The sequence below is a fragment of the Pseudomonas sp. GW821-FHT04D07 genome (assembly GCF_059420225.1).
Window position 1 is genome coordinate 6,033 of sequence record NZ_JBWKTH010000051.1, and the last position, 16,940, is coordinate 22,972.

Annotated in this window: 13 protein-coding genes; 7 read left to right on the top strand and 6 right to left on the bottom strand. The window is 61.8% G+C overall.

The window, feature by feature from the left end:
* Window positions 1–236: 236 nt before the first annotated feature.
* On the bottom strand, window positions 237–4,088 hold the full coding sequence (locus AC07T0_RS31250) for a sensor domain-containing protein (RefSeq protein WP_495004793.1): 3,852 nt from the start codon (window positions 4,086–4,088) through the stop codon (window positions 237–239).
* Between the two features lie 294 nt (window positions 4,089–4,382).
* Between AC07T0_RS31250 and ettA the strand changes: the two genes are divergently transcribed.
* Window positions 4,383–6,047, top strand: coding sequence for an energy-dependent translational throttle protein EttA (ettA, locus tag AC07T0_RS31255; RefSeq protein ID WP_495004794.1), 1,665 nt, complete (start codon window positions 4,383–4,385; stop codon window positions 6,045–6,047).
* A 131-nt stretch (window positions 6,048–6,178) separates the two neighbouring features.
* On the opposite strand, the gene AC07T0_RS31260 is transcribed toward ettA, so the two are convergent.
* A complete protein-coding gene (locus AC07T0_RS31260) occupies window positions 6,179–6,682 on the bottom strand; it encodes a GreA/GreB family elongation factor (RefSeq protein ID WP_495004795.1) in 504 nt (167 codons plus the stop codon).
* Between the two features lie 303 nt (window positions 6,683–6,985).
* Between AC07T0_RS31260 and AC07T0_RS31265 the strand changes: the two genes are divergently transcribed.
* Window positions 6,986–7,366, top strand: a complete 381-nt coding sequence (locus AC07T0_RS31265; protein ID WP_495004796.1) for a hypothetical protein — start codon at window positions 6,986–6,988, stop codon at window positions 7,364–7,366.
* Between the two features lie 11 nt (window positions 7,367–7,377).
* Here AC07T0_RS31265 and AC07T0_RS31270 read toward each other — a convergent pair whose 3' ends face one another.
* Together AC07T0_RS31270 and AC07T0_RS31275 are read right to left on the bottom strand one after the other, a co-directional pair.
* Window positions 7,378–9,231, bottom strand: a complete 1,854-nt coding sequence (locus tag AC07T0_RS31270) for an Lnb N-terminal periplasmic domain-containing protein (RefSeq protein ID WP_495004797.1) — start codon at window positions 9,229–9,231, stop codon at window positions 7,378–7,380.
* A 72-nt stretch (window positions 9,232–9,303) separates the two neighbouring features.
* Complete coding sequence (locus AC07T0_RS31275) at window positions 9,304–9,792, bottom strand: DUF3015 domain-containing protein (protein WP_495004798.1); 489 nt, start codon at window positions 9,790–9,792, stop codon at window positions 9,304–9,306.
* A gap of 274 nt (window positions 9,793–10,066) precedes the next feature.
* On the opposite strand from AC07T0_RS31275, the gene AC07T0_RS31280 reads away from it, so the two are divergent.
* Window positions 10,067–12,505 carry a Lon protease family protein gene (locus tag AC07T0_RS31280; protein WP_495004799.1) on the top strand — a complete coding sequence of 813 codons (2,439 nt, stop codon included), beginning with the start codon at window positions 10,067–10,069 and terminating at the stop codon, window positions 12,503–12,505.
* A 181-nt stretch (window positions 12,506–12,686) separates the two neighbouring features.
* Complete coding sequence (locus AC07T0_RS31285) at window positions 12,687–13,007, top strand: PA4575 family protein (protein ID WP_495004800.1); 321 nt, start codon at window positions 12,687–12,689, stop codon at window positions 13,005–13,007.
* Window positions 13,008–13,025: 18 nt separating this feature from the next.
* Here the strand turns inward: AC07T0_RS31285 and AC07T0_RS31290 are convergent, their stop codons facing one another.
* Window positions 13,026–14,852: a hypothetical protein gene (locus tag AC07T0_RS31290; protein ID WP_495004801.1), complete on the bottom strand. Its 1,827-nt coding sequence runs from the start codon at window positions 14,850–14,852 to the stop codon at window positions 13,026–13,028.
* 169 nt (window positions 14,853–15,021) lie between these two features.
* Between AC07T0_RS31290 and AC07T0_RS31295 the strand changes: the two genes are divergently transcribed.
* Together AC07T0_RS31295 and bamJ are read left to right on the top strand one after the other, a co-directional pair.
* Window positions 15,022–15,510, top strand: a complete 489-nt coding sequence (locus AC07T0_RS31295; RefSeq protein WP_495004802.1) for a TIGR00645 family protein — start codon at window positions 15,022–15,024, stop codon at window positions 15,508–15,510.
* A gap of 109 nt (window positions 15,511–15,619) precedes the next feature.
* Complete coding sequence (gene bamJ / locus AC07T0_RS31300) at window positions 15,620–16,237, top strand: BamJ family beta-barrel-assembly machinery protein (protein ID WP_495004803.1); 618 nt, start codon at window positions 15,620–15,622, stop codon at window positions 16,235–16,237.
* Window positions 16,238–16,369: 132 nt separating this feature from the next.
* Here bamJ and AC07T0_RS31305 read toward each other — a convergent pair whose 3' ends face one another.
* Complete coding sequence (locus AC07T0_RS31305) at window positions 16,370–16,627, bottom strand: PA4570 family protein (protein ID WP_495004804.1); 258 nt, start codon at window positions 16,625–16,627, stop codon at window positions 16,370–16,372.
* Window positions 16,628–16,780: 153 nt separating this feature from the next.
* On the opposite strand from AC07T0_RS31305, the gene AC07T0_RS31310 reads away from it, so the two are divergent.
* Complete coding sequence (locus tag AC07T0_RS31310) at window positions 16,781–16,912, top strand: hypothetical protein (protein WP_495004805.1); 132 nt, start codon at window positions 16,781–16,783, stop codon at window positions 16,910–16,912.
* The last annotated feature ends 28 nt before the right edge of the window (window positions 16,913–16,940 follow it).

Sequence of the window (16,940 nt, forward strand, 5' to 3'; positions counted from 1 at the left end):
ACTGCAGGCGACCACAGTCACTGTGGGCGCGGAGCTTGCGTGCGAAGAGGCCGCTCCCACACGGTTTATGCCAGACACGAAAACTGCAGGCGACCACAGTCACTGTGGGCGCGGAGCTTGCGTGCGAAGAGGCCGCTCCCACACGGTTTATGCCAGACACGAGAACTGCAGGCGACCACGGTCACTGTGGGAGCGGAGCTTGCCCGCGAAGGCGTCGGGCCAGGCGCCGCAGGACATCAGTCGAACATGAACAGCGCATCATTGCTGAACTGCGCTTCAAAGCGATTGGGCGCCATCGGTCGGCCGAACAGGTAGCCCTGTACTTCGTCGCAACCGTGTTCGCGCAGGAAATCGAGCTGTTCGTGGGTTTCCACGCCTTCGGCGATCACCGCCAGGTTCAGGCTGTGAGCCATGGCGATGATCGCCCGGGCAATCTGCGCGTCCTGTTCGCCCGATGGCAGACCGTCGACGAAAGTGCGGTCGATCTTCAGCACGTCGATGGGGAACTGCTTGAGGTAGTTCAGCGACGAGTAGCCGGTGCCGAAGTCATCCACGGCGATGCTCAGCCCGAGGTTCTTCAGGCCGGCGAGGATCAGCATGGCCTCGCTGACCTCGCGCATCAGGATACTTTCGGTCAGTTCCAGCTCCAGGCAGGCCGGCGACACACCGGTCTCCTTGAGAATATTGGCGATCCGCGTGCCCAACTGGCCGTCGGAGAACTGCCGCGCCGAGATATTCACCGAGACCTTCGGTACCCGCACCTTGGCCAGGTGCCAGGCCTTGAGCTGGCGACAGGCTTCGGCCAGCACCCAGTCGCCGACATCCACCACCAACCCGAGTTCTTCCAGTACCGGAATGAAATCCCCCGGCGGCACCAGCCCACGGCGTGGATGGCGCCAGCGCAGCAGGGCCTCAGCGCCGGTCAGGCGTTTACCATCGCCGCTGAACTGCGGTTGGTAATACAGCACGAATTCGTTCTGCTCCAGGGCATGGCGCAGGTCGCTTTCCAGCTCCAGGCGCTCCAGGGCGCTGGCGTTCATGTCGGCCTGGTAGAACTGGAAGTTGTTCTTGCCGCGTTCCTTGGCGTGGTACATCGCGGTGTCGGCGTTTTTCATCAACTGGCTGAGCTCGCTGCCATCTTGCGGGCTCAGGGCGATACCGATACTGGCGGTGACGAAGAACTCGCGGCCTTCGAGCACGAACGGCGTCACCAGGCTGGTGAGAATCTGCTCGGCCACATTGATGGCCCGGTTCAAGGCCACTTCCCGGGTGGCTCGCGGTTGCAGCAGCAGGGTGAACTCATCGCCGCCCATGCGCGCCACGGTGTCGTCATCGGCCACGCAGGCCAGCAGACGGGTGGCCATTTCCTTGAGCATGCGGTCGCCGGCGGCGTGACCGAGGGAGTCGTTGATCGGCTTGAAACGGTCGAGGTCGAGGAACATCAGCACCACCCAGGACTTCTGTCGCTCGGCCTGTTGCAGCGCGGTGTGCAGGCGGTCCTGGAACAGGGTGCGGTTGGGCAGGTGGGTCAGGGCGTCGTAGTAGGCCAGACGGTGAATCCGTTGTTCACTGGCCTTGCGCTCGCTGATGTCGGTGAAGAAACACACATAGCTGGCCAGGTCGCCTTCATCGTCGAGCACCGCGGTGATGCCGACCCAGGCCGGGTAGTGCTCGCCATTGCGCCGCTTGAGCCAGACTTCACCTTCCCAGGTGTTGTGCTGCTCCAGTTGCTTGAGCACATAACGCAGGTGGGCTTCCTGCTGGTCGTCGACGGTCAGCAGGTTGGGCAACTGGTCCAGCACATCGGCCACGGCGTAACCGCTGACCCGGCTGAACGCCTCGTTGGCCTGGACGATGTAGCCGGCCGGGTCGGTGATCAGGATCGCCGAGGTCGAGTGCTCGAAAACCGTGGCCGCCATGCGCAGGTCTTTTTCCGCGCGGCGTTGCTGGCTGATGTCGCGACCGACGCCGAGGATGCCCTCGAAGGCGCCGTGTTCATCCCAGACCAATACCAGGCGCAGCTCAATGGGGATCTTGCGCCCGTCGGCCTTCAGGCAGTCGAACAGGAACAACTGGGTCTGGACCTGCTCGCGCAGCTCGGCCAGGGCCTCGGGCTTGTTCAGCGCCTTGCTGACCCGCTCCATCAACAGGTAGATGCCATTGAGTTGCTGCGGGTTGGCGATGGTCGATTGCCAGCCATTCTGGAACACCCAGTCGACTTCGTAGCCGAGCACGGCCAGGACCGATGGGCTGACGTAGTTCAGGCTCAGCTGGCTGTCGGTGGAGAAAATCACGTCGCTGATGCTTTCGGCGAGCATCCGGTAGCGTTTCTCGCTGTCGCGCAGGGACTCGCTGGCCTCGATCTGGTCGGTGACGTCCTTGGCCACGCCGATGATCCGCGTGACCTGGTCGTACTTGTCCCGGGCCAGGGCCTGCTCGCGGACCTCGAAATGCCGCCAGTGCTCGTCGCGATGGCGGAAACGCAACTGGCACTGGAGCAACTGGCTGTAGCCGGCATGGCGCTGCTGCTGGCGCAGGCGGTGGTAGTGCTCGGCGTCTTCGGGGTGCAGCAGGATCTCCCAGAAGTACTCGCCCATCTGGTGCAGTTCGGTCTTGTTGTAGCCCAGGGTCTGGCCCAGGTGGTGGTTGCTGAAGATCATCCGCTGGCTGATCACATCCTGCACATACAGGTGATCCGGCACGGTACGCACCACGTCGGACCAGAAGCCCTCGCGTTCCAGCAGCGACAGTTCGATGAGTTTGCGGCTGGTGATATCGGTGATGCTCAGGATCACCGCTTGATAGTCGCAAGGGGCTTCCGGCAGTCGCAGCACCAGCCACAGATGTTGGTCCTGGCCGCGGGCGTCGGTCAGCTTGATCTCCAGCTCCAGCTGGTTCTGGTGGTTGAGCAGTGCCTCGACCAGCGGGTAGCCGATCCCGGCGGCATTGCCCGGGGAGCCTTCGATCAGGCTGCCCCAGGCACTTTCGCGGGAGTCGACATTGAGCACGCGCAGGGCCACCAGGTTGACCTCGGTGACTCGCAACTCCTGCAACAACAAACGACGGTGTTCGGGGTCGTGGGCGATCCACTGCTTGAGCGATTCGTTGTCCAGCAGGCGATGCTGTTCGAGGAAGCCCGGCAGCCCGGACAGGTCGAGGACGCAGAGGGCAACACCGGTGCCTTCGAAAATATCCTGGTAGCGTCGGCGTCCTTCCGTGACCTGGTGCTGGCGCCGGCGCATGTTGAACAGCGCCAGCACCGGCAGCAGCGACAATCCCAGCCCCAGCAGGCACTTGCCGATCAGGGCCGGGAGCAGGTCCTCGACCACCTTGCGCGGGTCGAACAGGCCGCGCAGTTGCCAGTCGCTGTTGGACAAGGGGGAGACCAGCACGCTGTTGGCTGCTTCGTCGGCGTTCAGCGGCATGGGCGTGGGGGCGATGTCATCGTCCCGGCTGATCACCAGGTGATTGTTGCGGTTTTCGATCAGCCAGCTCGCGCCCGGCTCCTGGTTGCCCTGGCGGGTAAGGTCCTGGAACAGCCGCGGCGACAGGCGCAGGACCCAGTAGCCGTTGCTCTCGCCGCTGGCCTGCTGCAACAGCAGGTGCACCGCCGAGCCGTGATCGTCATTGGTGAAGTAGTAGGTCTGTTTGCGGTTGCTGTGTCTGACCTGTTCGGCGAGGAAGGCGGTATCCTGGCTGTCGCTGGCGCTGTCGCCGATCAGGGTGCCCTTGCTGTCGAACAGGGCGATGCTTTGCAGGTCCGGCATCGACACGCGCACCCGGTCGAGCAAGGCCTGCAGTTCTTCGCGGTTGTTGGGTTTGTCGAAGATCGGTAGTAGGTTGAGGGCGATCTGCGCATTGAGCGACATGTTCAGGCTGACCCGTTCGGCCATGTCGGCGCTCGAATCGATGCTGTTCTGGCGTTGCAACTGGCGGCTTTGCTGGAATTGATCGATCAGTTGCCAAAACAGCAGGGCGAGCAGGAACAGCACCAGCGTGGCCAGTATGCCTTTGAGTGTCCCACGCAGAGGCGGAGCCGACGCAAGGACGGCTGCACGCGCGGACGATGGCGGATTGGCTTTGGTCAAACTGTGATCCTGCGGTTGGGCTGGATTGGCGCGACATGCACTATAAGCCGGACGCCCGAAGGGCGGCTAGCATGCCTTGAGTTGTGGCAAAGTGCCAGTCCTGATCGACCGAGCGGTTTGCCCTGTCTGCCGCATTCAGGTAGTTTTACCGGTTACGCGCCAGCAATTCACGCGCCCTATTCAAGGGTATCGACCGGTGCGGCCATGGATTGACCTCTTGGCTGGCACACGGGGCCTGTTCACTGCGGGTACCGCTCGCGCCTTTATTCATCCGTCACTGACGCTAGGTTCTCCATGGCTCAATACGTCTTTACCATGCATCGGCTGAGCAAAGTTGTTCCGCCGAAGCGGGAAATCCTGAAAAACATCTCCCTGTCGTTTTTCCCGGGCGCCAAGATCGGCGTGCTCGGCTTGAACGGTTCGGGTAAATCCACTTTGCTGAAAATCATGGCGGGTGTCGACACCGAGTTCGACGGCGAAGCCCGGCCGATGCCCGAGCTGAATATCGGTTATCTGCCCCAGGAACCGCAACTCGATCCGACCAAGACCGTGCGTGAAGTGGTCGAGGAAGCGGTCAGCGTGATCAAGAACGCCCAGGCGCGCCTGGATGAAGTCTACGCGGCCTACGCCGACCCGGACGCCGATTTCGACAAGCTGGCCGCCGAACAGGCCAAGCTCGAGGCGATCCTGCAGGCCAGCGACGGCCATAACCTGGAGCGCCAGTTGGAAGTCGCCGCCGATGCGCTGCGCCTGCCGGCCTGGGAGGCCAAGGTCGAACACCTGTCGGGTGGTGAAAAGCGCCGCGTGGCCTTGTGCCGCCTGTTGCTGTCGGCCCCGGACATGCTGCTGCTCGACGAACCGACCAACCACCTGGATGCCGATTCCGTGGCCTGGCTGGAGCACTTCCTGCACGATTTCCCGGGCACCGTGGTAGCGATTACCCACGACCGTTACTTCCTGGACAACGTCGCCGGCTGGATTCTCGAACTCGACCGCGGTGCCGGTATCCCGTACGAAGGCAACTACTCGGGTTGGCTGGAAGCCAAGTCCGACCGTCTGGCTGCTGAATCCAAGCAGCAGTCGGCTCATGAAAAGGCCATGAAGGAAGAACTGGAGTGGGTGCGCAAAGGCGCCAAGGCCCGCCAGTCGAAATCCAAGGCCCGCCTGCAGCGTTTCGAAGAAATGCAGTCGCAGGAATTCCAGAAGCGTAGCGAGACCAACGAGATCTACATCCCGGCCGGTCCGCGTCTGGGCGACAAGGTCATCGAGTTCAAGAACGTCAGCAAGGGTTATGGCGACCGCGTACTGATCGACAACCTGTCGTTCAGCATGCCCAAGGGCGCGATTGTCGGCGTGATCGGTGGTAACGGTGCCGGTAAGTCGACCCTGTTCCGCATGCTGATGGGCAAGGAAACCCCTGACTCGGGCAGCATCGAAGTCGGTGAAACCGTGCAGTTGGCTTGTGTCGACCAGAGCCGCGACGACCTCGACGGCAGCAAGACGGTGTTCCAGCAGATTTCCGACGGTTCCGACCAGATCCGTATCGGCAACTATGAAATCCCGTCGCGTACCTATGTCGGCCGTTTCAACTTCAAGGGCGGCGACCAGCAGAAGTTCGTCAAGGACCTGTCCGGTGGTGAGCGCGGTCGCTTGCACCTGGCGTTGACCCTGAAAGAGGGCGGCAACGTCCTGCTGCTCGACGAACCGTCCAACGACCTCGACGTGGAAACCCTGCGTTCCCTGGAAGAGGCCCTGCTGGACTTCCCGGGCGCGGCGATTGTGATCTCCCACGATCGGTGGTTCCTGGACCGGGTGGCGACGCACATCCTGGCGTATGAAGACGATTCGCAAGCGGTGTTCTTCGAAGGCAACTACAGCGAGTACGAAGCCGATCGCAAGAAGCGCCTCGGCGATGCCGCGGCCCAGCCGCACCGGGTACGGCACAAGAAACTGGCCTGATCGGTGTAGGAGCGAGCTTGCTCGCGATGGACTTGAAGACGCCACGGGGCAACAGGTGCCCCGTGTTATCGTTAACGACCATCGCGAGCAAGCTTGCTCCTACAGGGGGGCGGTGTCCTCAAGGTTGACGCTCACTGAGTGTCGGCCGGTTCGATCCGCACAATCTCGATCGACTGATCACCGGCCGGTCGTTTCCACAGCACTTCATCGCCCAGGCGCGCGCCCAGCAGCGCCCGACCCAGGGGCGAGCCCCAATTGATCAAACCGCGAGGGGCATCCGCCTCGTCCTCGCCGACCAACTGTACCTGTTGTTCTTCATCCTGTTCGTTGGCGAAGGTCACGCGACTGCCGATCTGCACCACCTCGCTGGAGGTCGCCGGCGCGGCGAGCTGGGCGCTGGACAGGCGTTGATTGAAGTAGCGCAGGTCGCGCTCGATATCGGCCTGGCGCTGTTTGTCGGCCGCCTCGCCCAGGGCGCTTTGCTGGCCGTATTCGGCTTGCAGCGCCGCGACACGGGTGTGCAATTGCGCCAGGCCCCGTGGGGTGACGTAATTGGGCTGGCTACTGACCTGGCGTTCCACCGGCTGCTCGGCCTGGGCGGCGGCGTTGTCTTCGTTGACGAAGGCGCGGCTCATGGCAATCTCCCGTTCTTGGGTATCGGACCATGCTCGCAGGGTTTGGGTTTGCCGGTATATCCGTAAGCGACCTGTGGTGGTTGGATCTGCACCGTATCGGCTTTCCGAGCGGAGTTCGACGTTCGTAGATGCAGGCGTGAGGTGGGCGCGATAAGCGGTTTGTGAGCCTGGGTGGTAGATTTTTTCGGCGTCGATCGTTCTTTTTCGTTGTAGGGTAATACGACGCCGGATGCTCTGCGTCGAGTGTTTCAGCCCCACGCAGGCGCGCGGGGCGAGTGCAGTCAAAGAAAGCGAGTGTTGTGTATGAGTTGTTTCAAAACCCATGGTATGGGTGTCGGCCTGACCTTGTCCGCCTGTGTCGCCGTGGGCGAGCCATTGCCCGAGAGTTCCTTGTTGGGCCGTTATGGCGTGACGCCGGAGCAGTTGCCTATTGCCACTCGGGCGGAGACGTCTGGCGTGCCTGACGAGAAGTTGCCCAGCCTGTTTCAGCTGAAACCCGAGGCGCCTGCGGTGGATATCCGCTTCGGCGAGCGAACGGCGCTGGAAGATATGGGCAATATCACCATCGACCATATGGCCAGGCGCGATTACGAGCGTTGCGTGCGTTTGCACTCCGAATTGCTGGAGCGCAAGTCCGGCCTGCCGGCCGTGCAGTCCGGGCAGTTGAACTTACAGTGTGAATAGCCCTGTCTGTCTCAATAGTGATACCACTTCACTTCCAGCATCACCTCGTTCTCCGGCGCCGCCAGCTTGCTGAATTCGCGTTGGGCGCTTAACCGCAGCCCCAGGTTGCGCGACAGCTCCCATTGCTGGTTGAGGCTCAGGCTGCGGCGTACTTCGCCATGGGTGAAGTAGTCGCCCTTGGCCTCCAGGCTCAGGTTGCCCAGCGGATTTTTCCACAGCAGGCCGCTGTCGAACCCCGCCGCCGGCGAGACCAGCGCCGCAAAGTCGGCATTGTGCTCGACCCGCACGGTGCCCAGGGCAAACCCCAACACATCGTCGGCCAATTGCCAGGTGCCGCCCGCGCCGCCGTTCACATGGCTGACCAGGGGCTGGTCGGCGTGCCGCCCTGGGACTCGCTCCAGGCCACCGGTGACTTGCCACGACCACGGCTGCAACAGCGCATTACGCGGCGTCAGCGAGCGAATGGTCGCCAGGTCCAGTTGCTGCAACTGCCAGTGATCGCCTTCGTATTGGCGCAGTTTCATCTGCAGGATCTCGATCTGCGCGCCTAAGGGAAAGCTCTCGGCGTTGTCGTTGAGGTCGTGATAGGCCATGCGCAAGCCGTACTCGCCGAATGTCCGGCTGCCCCGGGTACCGATTCCGGCCTGCCAGGTGCGTGACTCATGGCCATTTTCCGGCAGGCCCGGACGCTCGATCCGCAGCTCCGGCGGCGGGTTCCGGTTGATCGCCCGCAGCAGCTCGAAGCTGCGTTGGGCCTGCGCCGGATCACGCTCCTGACCATTGGCCCGGTAGCGCTCCAGTCGATAGGCCGCGTCGATGATCAGTGCCTGGCGAGCCTTGGCCAATTGCTTGAAACCGGTCGATTGCAGTTGCTGGGCATCGGCACTGACTTTCAGTACCCATTGCTGTTCCTCTGGATTCAGTGGTTTGGCCCGCTCCAGCAGTTCGCGCTCGCGGGACGGCCGATAATCGATCCTTTCCACCAATCCGGCGTCCTTGACCGCTTTGACGGTATCGGTGGGAATCGCGGTCAGCGGGAACTGTGCGGTCAGGTGCAAGCTCGGACGCGCCACCTGCAACAGTTCCAGCAGGCGGTAGGAGCAGTTTTCATCGAAGAAGAAGTAGTCGAACTGGATCTGCTTCAACTCCCAGACATGCTCGACCATGCGCTGGGTCTCTTCGGGTGTCAGGTTCAGCCGGTATTCCCACAGGTCGCGGTTCTCCAGGCTGCGGTATTCGGACAGCTTTTCCTGGTAGGGCACCATGGCGAACAGACCCGGATAACCGCCCATCAGGCCTTTCCAGGCATAAAGAATGCTGTTGTCGGAGCCTTCGATATAGGCGCCGAAATTGATCGCGTAGCTGAGCAGGGCGGTCTGGTTGCGTTGTACGTCGGCTTGGTCGATGCGCAGCAAGGTATGGCCGAACATCGACGACGGGCTGTTCAGGTAGGCCGCCGGGAAAATCATCACCGTGCTGTGGGGCGCGACGTCCTTGAACCACTGCTTGAACTCCACGCAATCCGGCGCCGGCAGGTCAGTCAGTTGCAGCTGCGCCTTGAGCCAGCGCGTACGGGCCGGATAGACGCACTGGGCATGCTGGTTGCCGAGGCTGGCCGGGGCGTAGAGGGCCGTGAGGGTGGCTTGCAGTTCCGCGTCCGGATGATGGGCACCGTCGGCCGCGAGGAAATATTTTTTGTCGCTGACATAACTGCGCCAGCCGCCGAGCTTGGCTGTCTCGTAATGGCCCAGGGAAATCCACAACGGCTCGTGGGCCAACTGCTGCAAACGCTGGGTGTCGAGGTGCGGTGCGGCGTACAGCGGGGCGCAAGCACAGAGTGCCAGGTAGGCAAGGCGTTTGAGCATGGTGGGCAACTGTTGTCAGACGAAAGAGGGCAGCCTGCAAAGCCCGCCCCGGAGGGGGCGGGCAGGTCGGACTCAAGCCTGGGTGGCGTATTTGGCCAGGCGCGGATCGCTTTTCAGGACCGCGAGGGTATTGCTGTGCACGTCGTCGGCGGTCACGTCAGCCTTGCTGAAGATCTGCTGGAAGTGCTCGTGGGTGACCGCGGCGAAATGCTCCCGGTCTTCCGGGGCCACGCCGAGGACCACGGCGTAGGTGGTCAGGGCTTCGCCCTGGCCCTTGGCCATGTCTTCGGAGAGTTCGTTCATCATGCCGTTCATGGCGATCCAGGAGCGGCCACCATAGGTCAGTGAGTCGCGGGTGGAGCAGCCGTTGGTGCCGGAGGTCATGCCGAAGGTGGCGTTGCCGGAAGTGCCGTTGGTGGTGGACGCCAGGACATGCGCCGGGGTGCCGCGCTGGCCCTTGAACAGCATGTTACCCCAGCCGCAATCCGGCCCGCCTGGCGACTCGGCCATGGCATTGAGGGAGACAACCGTGAAGAGAGTACCCAGAAGAATCCGTTTCATAGCTTTGTTCTCTTTATGTGCGTGCCAATGACAAGGGGATCTGGCCTGGTTCAGGGCCAGTAGACGGGTTATCGGTCCCGCCTCGCACGTTGGAGTTTAGGCAGGTTCCAAGGGTTCCATTGATTTTTACTCCGGTGAATGAGGGTGGCGGTTTGTAGTCCCTGTCTGAGGACTTTTGCCACGCTGTAGCGATTCCGCCATCGCTCGCCTTGCCAGTCAGGCATGGCGAGCGCCAGAATGCTTTCATCTGCCCCGCCTGATGTAAGGAAGCCCGATGCCTGATTCTGTTGCTGCCAGCTTGCGACTAGCGCCCGAAGCGCTGACCCGTCCTTTTTCCGCTGAACAGTTCAGCTTCTCTACCACCAATGATCTGGAGCCTTTTCGCGGTGTGCTTGGCCAGGAACGTGCGGTTGAAGCCTTGCAGTTCGGCGTGGCGATGCCACGCCCCGGTTACAACGTGTTTGTCATGGGCGAGCCCGGCACCGGGCGTTTTTCGTTCGTCAAACGCTACCTGAAAGCCGAAGGAAAACGCCTACAGACGCCGTCTGACTGGGTGTATGTCAATAATTTCGACGAGCCTCGCGAGCCACGGGCGTTGGAGTTGCCGTCGGGCAAGGCGGGTGCTTTCATCGCCGATATCAACGGCTTGATCGACAACCTGTTGGCCACCTTTCCTGCGGTGTTCGAGCACCCGTCCTACCAGCAAAAGAAGAGCGCCATCGACCGCGCCTTCAACCAGCGTTACGACCGCGCCCTGGATGTGATCGAGCGCCTGGCACTGGAGAAGGAAGTCGCGCTGTATCGCGACAGCAGCAATATCGCCTTTACCCCGATGAGCGAAGGCAAGGCCCTGGATGAGGCGGAGTTCGCCCAGTTGCCGGAAGCCGAGCGTGAACGTTTCCACACCGATATCGCCGACCTTGAGGAGCGCCTCAACGAGGAACTCGCCAGCCTGCCGCAATGGAAGCGCGAATCGAGCAATCAGCTGCGCCAGTTGAACGAAGAAACCATCACTCTGGCCCTGCAACCCTTGCTGGCGCCGTTGTCGGAAAAGTACGCGGAGAACGCGGCGGTTTGCGGTTACCTGCAAGCCATGCAGGTCTACCTGCTGAAAACCGTGGTTGAGCAGTTGGTCGACGACAGCAAGACCGACGCCGTGGCCCGCAAGCTGCTGGAAGAGCAGTACGCCCCGAGCCTGGTGGTCGGTCAGCCGCTCAACGGCGGTGCGCCGGTGGTCTTCGAACCGCACCCGACCTACGACAATCTGTTCGGCCGCATCGAATACAGCACTGACCAGGGGGCGCTCTACACCACCTATCGGCAGTTGCGTCCCGGTGCCTTGCATCGGGCCAACGGCGGCTTCCTGATTCTCGAAGCCGAGAAAATGCTCAGCGAACCCTTTGTCTGGGATGCGCTCAAGCGTGCCCTGCAATCGCGCAAGCTGAAGATGGAGTCGCCGCTCGGTGAGCTGGGGCGTCTGGCCACCGTGACCCTGACGCCGCAAATGATTCCGTTGCAGGTCAAGGTCATCATCATCGGTGCCCGCCAGTTGTACTACACGCTGCAGGACCTGGACCCGGACTTCCAGGAGATGTTCCGCGTGCTGGTGGACTTCGACGAAGACATTCCCATGGTCGACGAGAGCCTGGAGCAGTTCGCTCAGTTGCTCAAGACCCGTACCTCGGAAGAGGGCATGGCGCCGCTGACCGCCGATGCGGTGGCGCGCCTGGCGACCTACAGCGCCCGCCTGGCTGAGCACCAGGGGCGTCTGTCGGCGCGGATCGGCGATCTGTTCCAGTTGGTCAGCGAGGCGGATTTCATTCGCCACCTGGCCAATGACAACATGACCGACGCCGGCCACATCGAACGGGCGCTCAAGGCCAAGGCCACCCGTACCGGGCGGGTCTCGGCGCGGATTCTCGACGACATGCTGGCGGGGATCATCCTGATCGACACCGCCGGCGCGGCCGTGGGCAAGTGCAACGGGCTGACGGTGCTGGAGGTCGGCGATTCGGCTTTCGGCGTACCGGCGCGGATTTCCGCCACGGTGTATCCGGGCGGCAGCGGGATCGTCGATATCGAGCGCGAGGTCAACCTCGGCCAGCCGATCCACTCCAAGGGCGTGATGATCCTCACCGGTTACCTGGGCAGCCGTTATGCCCAGGAATTCCCACTGGCGATTTCCGCGAGTATCGCCCTGGAGCAGTCCTACGGTTATGTCGATGGTGACAGCGCGTCCCTGGGCGAGGCCTGCACGCTGATTTCGGCGCTGTCGAAAACCCCGCTCAAGCAGTGCTTCGCGATCACCGGTTCGATCAATCAGTTCGGTGAAGTGCAGGCGGTGGGCGGGGTCAACGAGAAGATCGAGGGCTTCTTCCGGCTCTGTGAGGCTCGTGGCCTGACCGGCGAACAGGGAGCGATCATTCCCCAGGCGAACGTCGCCACCCTGATGCTCGATGAGCGGGTCTTGCAGGCGGTGCGCGCCGGGCAGTTCCACGTGTATGCGGTGCGCCAGGCCGATGAGGCGCTGAGCTTGCTGGTGGGCGAGCCGGCCGGTGAGCCGGATGCCGATGGCCAGTTCCCGGAAGGTAGCGTCAATGCGCGGGTAGTCGAGCGCCTGCGGGTGATCGCCGAGATGATCAGCGAGGATGACCTCAAGGAAGCGGAAAAGGAGGCGGCCGAGCAGGCGCTGGCGGAGGTCAAGGCGTCCTGAGGATATAAGGGGAACGGGAGTCAAGGCTTTGGCGCATGCCAACTTGGCGCCCGTTGGTCCTGCAAATGCTTGCTGCCCGTGGTTTTATTCTATTCTCTGGGCAAGGACCTCCACTGCAGTCACTGGACTGATGCAACCTCCCCCCGGAGGCTGAAGACAGGATTTACCGAGGGTCGCCGCCATGCCGCGCAACCTTTGTCTCACCCGTCAATGCCTGGGTCTTGTGACCCGTATCGAATGCAGTATTCGCCCGCTCGCTGGCGATACCGGAATGTGGACCCTCCTGTTCGCCGCCGGAATGGCCGGTGAACAACCCTCGGCCATCAAGGCCCAGGGTCCGTTCCATGGCCCGGTCGTGGCCGAATCCATCCTTGAGTCGATTGTCGAAAGCCTGACCCTGCATGGCTATCAATTGGCCGAGGATCCGCAGATCTGGTGCCTGCATTTGCAGGCCCAGCTACGGGAAATCAACGGTTCGCGAGGTCGGGGCCTGGAACACTAGGCCGCGACCCGGGGATCGTCACTCGGCAGGACCTGAACCCTGGGCCTTGTCGAGCTTGACCTCGAAACCGTACTCGACGGTGTTCAAGGCCGTGCGCTGGTAACTTTCCAGTTGGGTCGGCTGCCCGTAGAAGTAGTGCACGTCGTAGACCGGCGGCGAGTCGGTCTTGTCGCTATGGCTGGTGGCGAGGATTTCCTTGAGGTAATTGCCGCTGTCGTCCTTGGCGTAGAAGCGCCAGGCATCGGCCGGGAAGCGCTTCTGGTCGACGACCAGTGCGTTGCCCTTGAGCTCCAGGCCCGCGGGCAACTGATGGGCGTCGAGGGTGTCTTTCTGGATATCGGCCAGGAACAATGGCATTGAGCCGACGGCATACGCCGGCGTTTCCGGGAACAGGTTCAGGTCGTAGGTGATGGTGCCATCCAGCGGGTTGACTTCGAAGGCCTCGGGGGGCAGTTCCAGGGGCTCGCCACGCTTGCCTTGTTCGTCTTCGGTGAAGAAGGTCACCGGGCTGTCGCTGGGGGCGCTGGGTGAGCCGAGCAGTTCGTCGTTGAAGGTCTTGGGGTGGTCGAACTCGATATTCGCCGCGCTGGCGTCGTCCACCGACTGGCTGATGACCACGCTTTTTTTCAGTTTCTCGGCATCCAGGTTGGCGCCCTTGAGATAGCTCGCCGCCTGGTCGTCATAGACCACCACCGGCATCGGCAGCGGCTGGACATCCTTGCTGGTGGTGTTGTCGAACTGGCGTACCGGCAGGTCGAGCTCCTTGCGGTTGACCGTGGCACCGGAAAAATCCATCACGCTGATTTCCAGCTTGTCGATCATGCCGTTGAAGTAGACCCGGGTGTAGTGGCTGGTCTGCTTTGCTTCGAAGGCTTTTTGCTCGTCGTCGAGTTTTTTCCCGAATGCGTCGCTCCAGCTCTGCTGTTTGAGCATTTCGTCCAGTTGCTGCTGGTAGAAGGCGATCTGCGCGGCATTTTCGTTGATGGCACCGGCGCGCGAGAGAAATTGCCCGGTGCCGTCCATGGCCTGGACGATCAGGGGGTTGAGCGGTGTGTCACCGACCTGGGGCGCTTGCGCGGCAGTGCTGTTCAGTTCGATTTCGGCGTTGTTCTTGTCCAGCGACAGCAGGGTCAGGCTGACGTTGTCGCTGCTTTGCAGCTTGCCGACGTCCTGGCGGCTCAGGTTGAAGGTCACCACCTTGCGCGGGGCGATCACTTCGACCTTGCCGTGCAGGGTCAGGGGTTGCGGCTGCTTTTTCGGATCGACTTCCATGCCTTCGACGTACGGGTAAGTAATCGTCAGGTCGTCGGGGTTGGTCGTGTTGGAGCTGGAAGGGCTCAGTTGGATACCGGGATCGGTCTCCGACCATTCAGGCTGGAATGGGATCACCTGTTTGTTGCTCAGGGTCACCGACTGCCATTCCAGGGCATGGGGAAACGGGAATTCGGTGGGGTAGTTGAAGCTGAACGGGAAGATCGGCTGCAGGTCGGTCAGGTAGTCGGAACTGGCGCTTTTGCGCAGCACGAAGAGGCCGTTGATATAGGTGTCGGCCAGGGCCTGCGGGCTGGGGTAATGCTTGAGCAACGCCAGGGCATCGTCGCTGTATTCGGTTTCGATGGGCTTGTCCCGCAGGCGCAGGCGAGCCCGTTCGAGCAACAGCAGGGAGCCGCCGAGGTCGGCCACGGCATCCTTGAGCTTGGGGTCCTGGAGGGTGTCGAGGGTCTTCTCGAACTGCGCGGTTCTTTCCTCGAGGCTGGTGGGGTGTTGCTTGTCTTTGGGGGAACAGCCGCTCACCAGCAGAGCCACCGAGAGCCCGAGGCAACCCAGGGGAAGTCGCAAATCCATTGTTCAGTTTTCCTGTACACAGTGCACACGCGATGTCGTTGATGCCGACACTAGCAGAAAATCGCCGCGGCGCAGCTGTCCCGATGTTGAACGAGCGCCTGTGGAGGGCTTTTTCCCTTGGGTTTTCGCGCTGATATACTCGCGGCCATTTTCAGTTGGTATGAGATCCATGGAACGTTTTATCGAAAATACGATGTATGCCTCGCGCTGGTTGCTGGCGCCGATTTACCTCGGCCTGTCCCTGGGGCTGCTGGCCCTGGCGCTGAAATTCTTCCAGGAAGTGTTTCACGTTATCCCCAACGTCTTTGCCATGGCCGAGTCCGACCTGATCCTGGTGCTGCTGTCGCTGATCGATATGGCGCTGGTGGGGGGCTTGCTGGTGATGGTGATGATTTCCGGCTACGAGAACTTCGTGTCGCAGATGGACATTGATGACGGCAAGGAGAAGCTCAGCTGGCTGGGCAAAATGGACTCCACCTCGTTGAAGATGAAGGTAGCGGCGTCGATCGTGGCGATCTCCTCGATTCACCTGCTGCGGGTGTTCATGGACGCCAAGAACGTCGATCCGGTACACCTGCAATGGTATGTGATCATCCACATGACTTTTGTCGTGTCGGCCTTTGCGATGGGCTACCTGGACAAGCTGACCAAGCACTGACCCCGCTGTGCTTGTGTGCTAGTCTGCTGGCCCTTTTTGGTTCCGGGTGCGTGGGACAATACCCTGTTCGACAGGTGTTTCCCGCCGCAGCCCACAGCGGAGCAGTGTTATGTCCGAAGTAAATCTGTCCACCGACGAAACCCGCGTCAGCTACGGTATTGGCCGTCAGTTGGGTGACCAACTGCGTGACAACCCGCCACCTGGCGTGAATCTCGACGCGATCCTGGCCGGCCTGACCGACGCCTTTCACGGCAAGCCAAGCCGCGTGGGCCAGGAAGAGTTGTCCGCCAGCTTCAAGGTGATCCGCGAAGTCATGCAGGCCGAAGCCGCTGCCAAGGCTGAAGCCGCGGCGGGTGCCGGTCTGGAGTTCCTGGCGGAAAACGCCAAGCGCGAAGGGATCACCACTCTGGCTTCCGGCCTGCAGTTCGAAGTGCTGACCCAGGGCGAGGGCGCCAAGCCGTCCCGTGAAGACAGCGTGCGTACCCACTACCACGGCACCCTGATCGACGGCACTGTGTTCGACAGCTCCTACGAGCGCGGCCAGCCAGCCGAATTCCCGGTCGGCGGCGTGATCGCCGGCTGGACCGAGGCGCTGCAACTGATGAATGCCGGTAGCAAATGGCGTCTGTACGTGCCGAGCGAACTGGCTTACGGCGCCCAGGGCGTCGGCAGCATTCCGCCGCACAGCGTACTGGTGTTCGACGTCGAGCTGCTCGACGTACTGTAAGTACCGCGCGACTCTGGTCGCCGCTGTACTTGTAGGGGCAGGGCTGGCCCGCGAAGCTTTAGCGGTCTTGAGGACCTCTTCGCGGGCAAGCCAGGTTCCTACAAAAAGCGGTGAGCAGCCGGGACAGCCGCGTCATAAGCGGATCCTGGCATCCAGTTCCCCACTCGGACGCAACGCCCGGGCATAGCAGAACAGAAACAGGTTACGCACCAGTTCCTTGAGCACCAGCGGTTCGCTGGAACTCAAACCACTGACGTCCAGGTCGCCCTGGTCCTGCAGCTCGTTCAAGGCTTCTTCTTCCAGTACCGCACAGACTTCCCCCGTTTCCCGATGCAGGATGCGCAGGTAAGGGTGTGGGCGGTCCAGCCAGGCATCGATCAAATAAGTCATGCTCTCATCTCCTTGATGGGTTTCAATGAGAATAATTCTTATTCAAAGAATAGCAAGTGTCTATTGGCCAATGGCTGGATTTTTTGTAGGGGGATTTGTCTGAGATCAAGGAAGGCGGGGTGTAGAGGCTGTGTTGACTTTGGCGTCGCAACGATGGTCAGCGCGGACCGGTGTAGGAGCCGGCTTGCCGGCGATGGCGTCCGCAAGGTCGCCGCATGGCTCAAGGGCCTCATCGCCGGCATCGGCCCGATGAAGCTCAAGTCCGAGTTCGTCAGAAAGGTCTGAAGAAACACTGTCCCACCTGTAGGAGCCG

Coding starts and splice junctions, on each gene's coding strand:
- ettA (WP_495004794.1), top strand. CDS start 4,383: ATGGCTCAATACGTCTTTACCATGCATCGGCTGAGCAAAGTTGTTCCG.
- AC07T0_RS31260 (WP_495004795.1), bottom strand. CDS start 6,682: ATGAGCCGCGCCTTCGTCAACGAAGACAACGCCGCCGCCCAGGCCGAG.
- AC07T0_RS31265 (WP_495004796.1), top strand. CDS start 6,986: ATGAGTTGTTTCAAAACCCATGGTATGGGTGTCGGCCTGACCTTGTCC.
- AC07T0_RS31270 (WP_495004797.1), bottom strand. CDS start 9,231: ATGCTCAAACGCCTTGCCTACCTGGCACTCTGTGCTTGCGCCCCGCTG.
- AC07T0_RS31275 (WP_495004798.1), bottom strand. CDS start 9,792: ATGAAACGGATTCTTCTGGGTACTCTCTTCACGGTTGTCTCCCTCAAT.
- AC07T0_RS31280 (WP_495004799.1), top strand. CDS start 10,067: ATGCCTGATTCTGTTGCTGCCAGCTTGCGACTAGCGCCCGAAGCGCTG.
- AC07T0_RS31285 (WP_495004800.1), top strand. CDS start 12,687: ATGCCGCGCAACCTTTGTCTCACCCGTCAATGCCTGGGTCTTGTGACC.
- AC07T0_RS31290 (WP_495004801.1), bottom strand. CDS start 14,852: ATGGATTTGCGACTTCCCCTGGGTTGCCTCGGGCTCTCGGTGGCTCTG.
- AC07T0_RS31295 (WP_495004802.1), top strand. CDS start 15,022: ATGGAACGTTTTATCGAAAATACGATGTATGCCTCGCGCTGGTTGCTG.
- bamJ (WP_495004803.1), top strand. CDS start 15,620: ATGTCCGAAGTAAATCTGTCCACCGACGAAACCCGCGTCAGCTACGGT.
- AC07T0_RS31305 (WP_495004804.1), bottom strand. CDS start 16,627: ATGACTTATTTGATCGATGCCTGGCTGGACCGCCCACACCCTTACCTG.
- AC07T0_RS31310 (WP_495004805.1), top strand. CDS start 16,781: ATGGTCAGCGCGGACCGGTGTAGGAGCCGGCTTGCCGGCGATGGCGTC.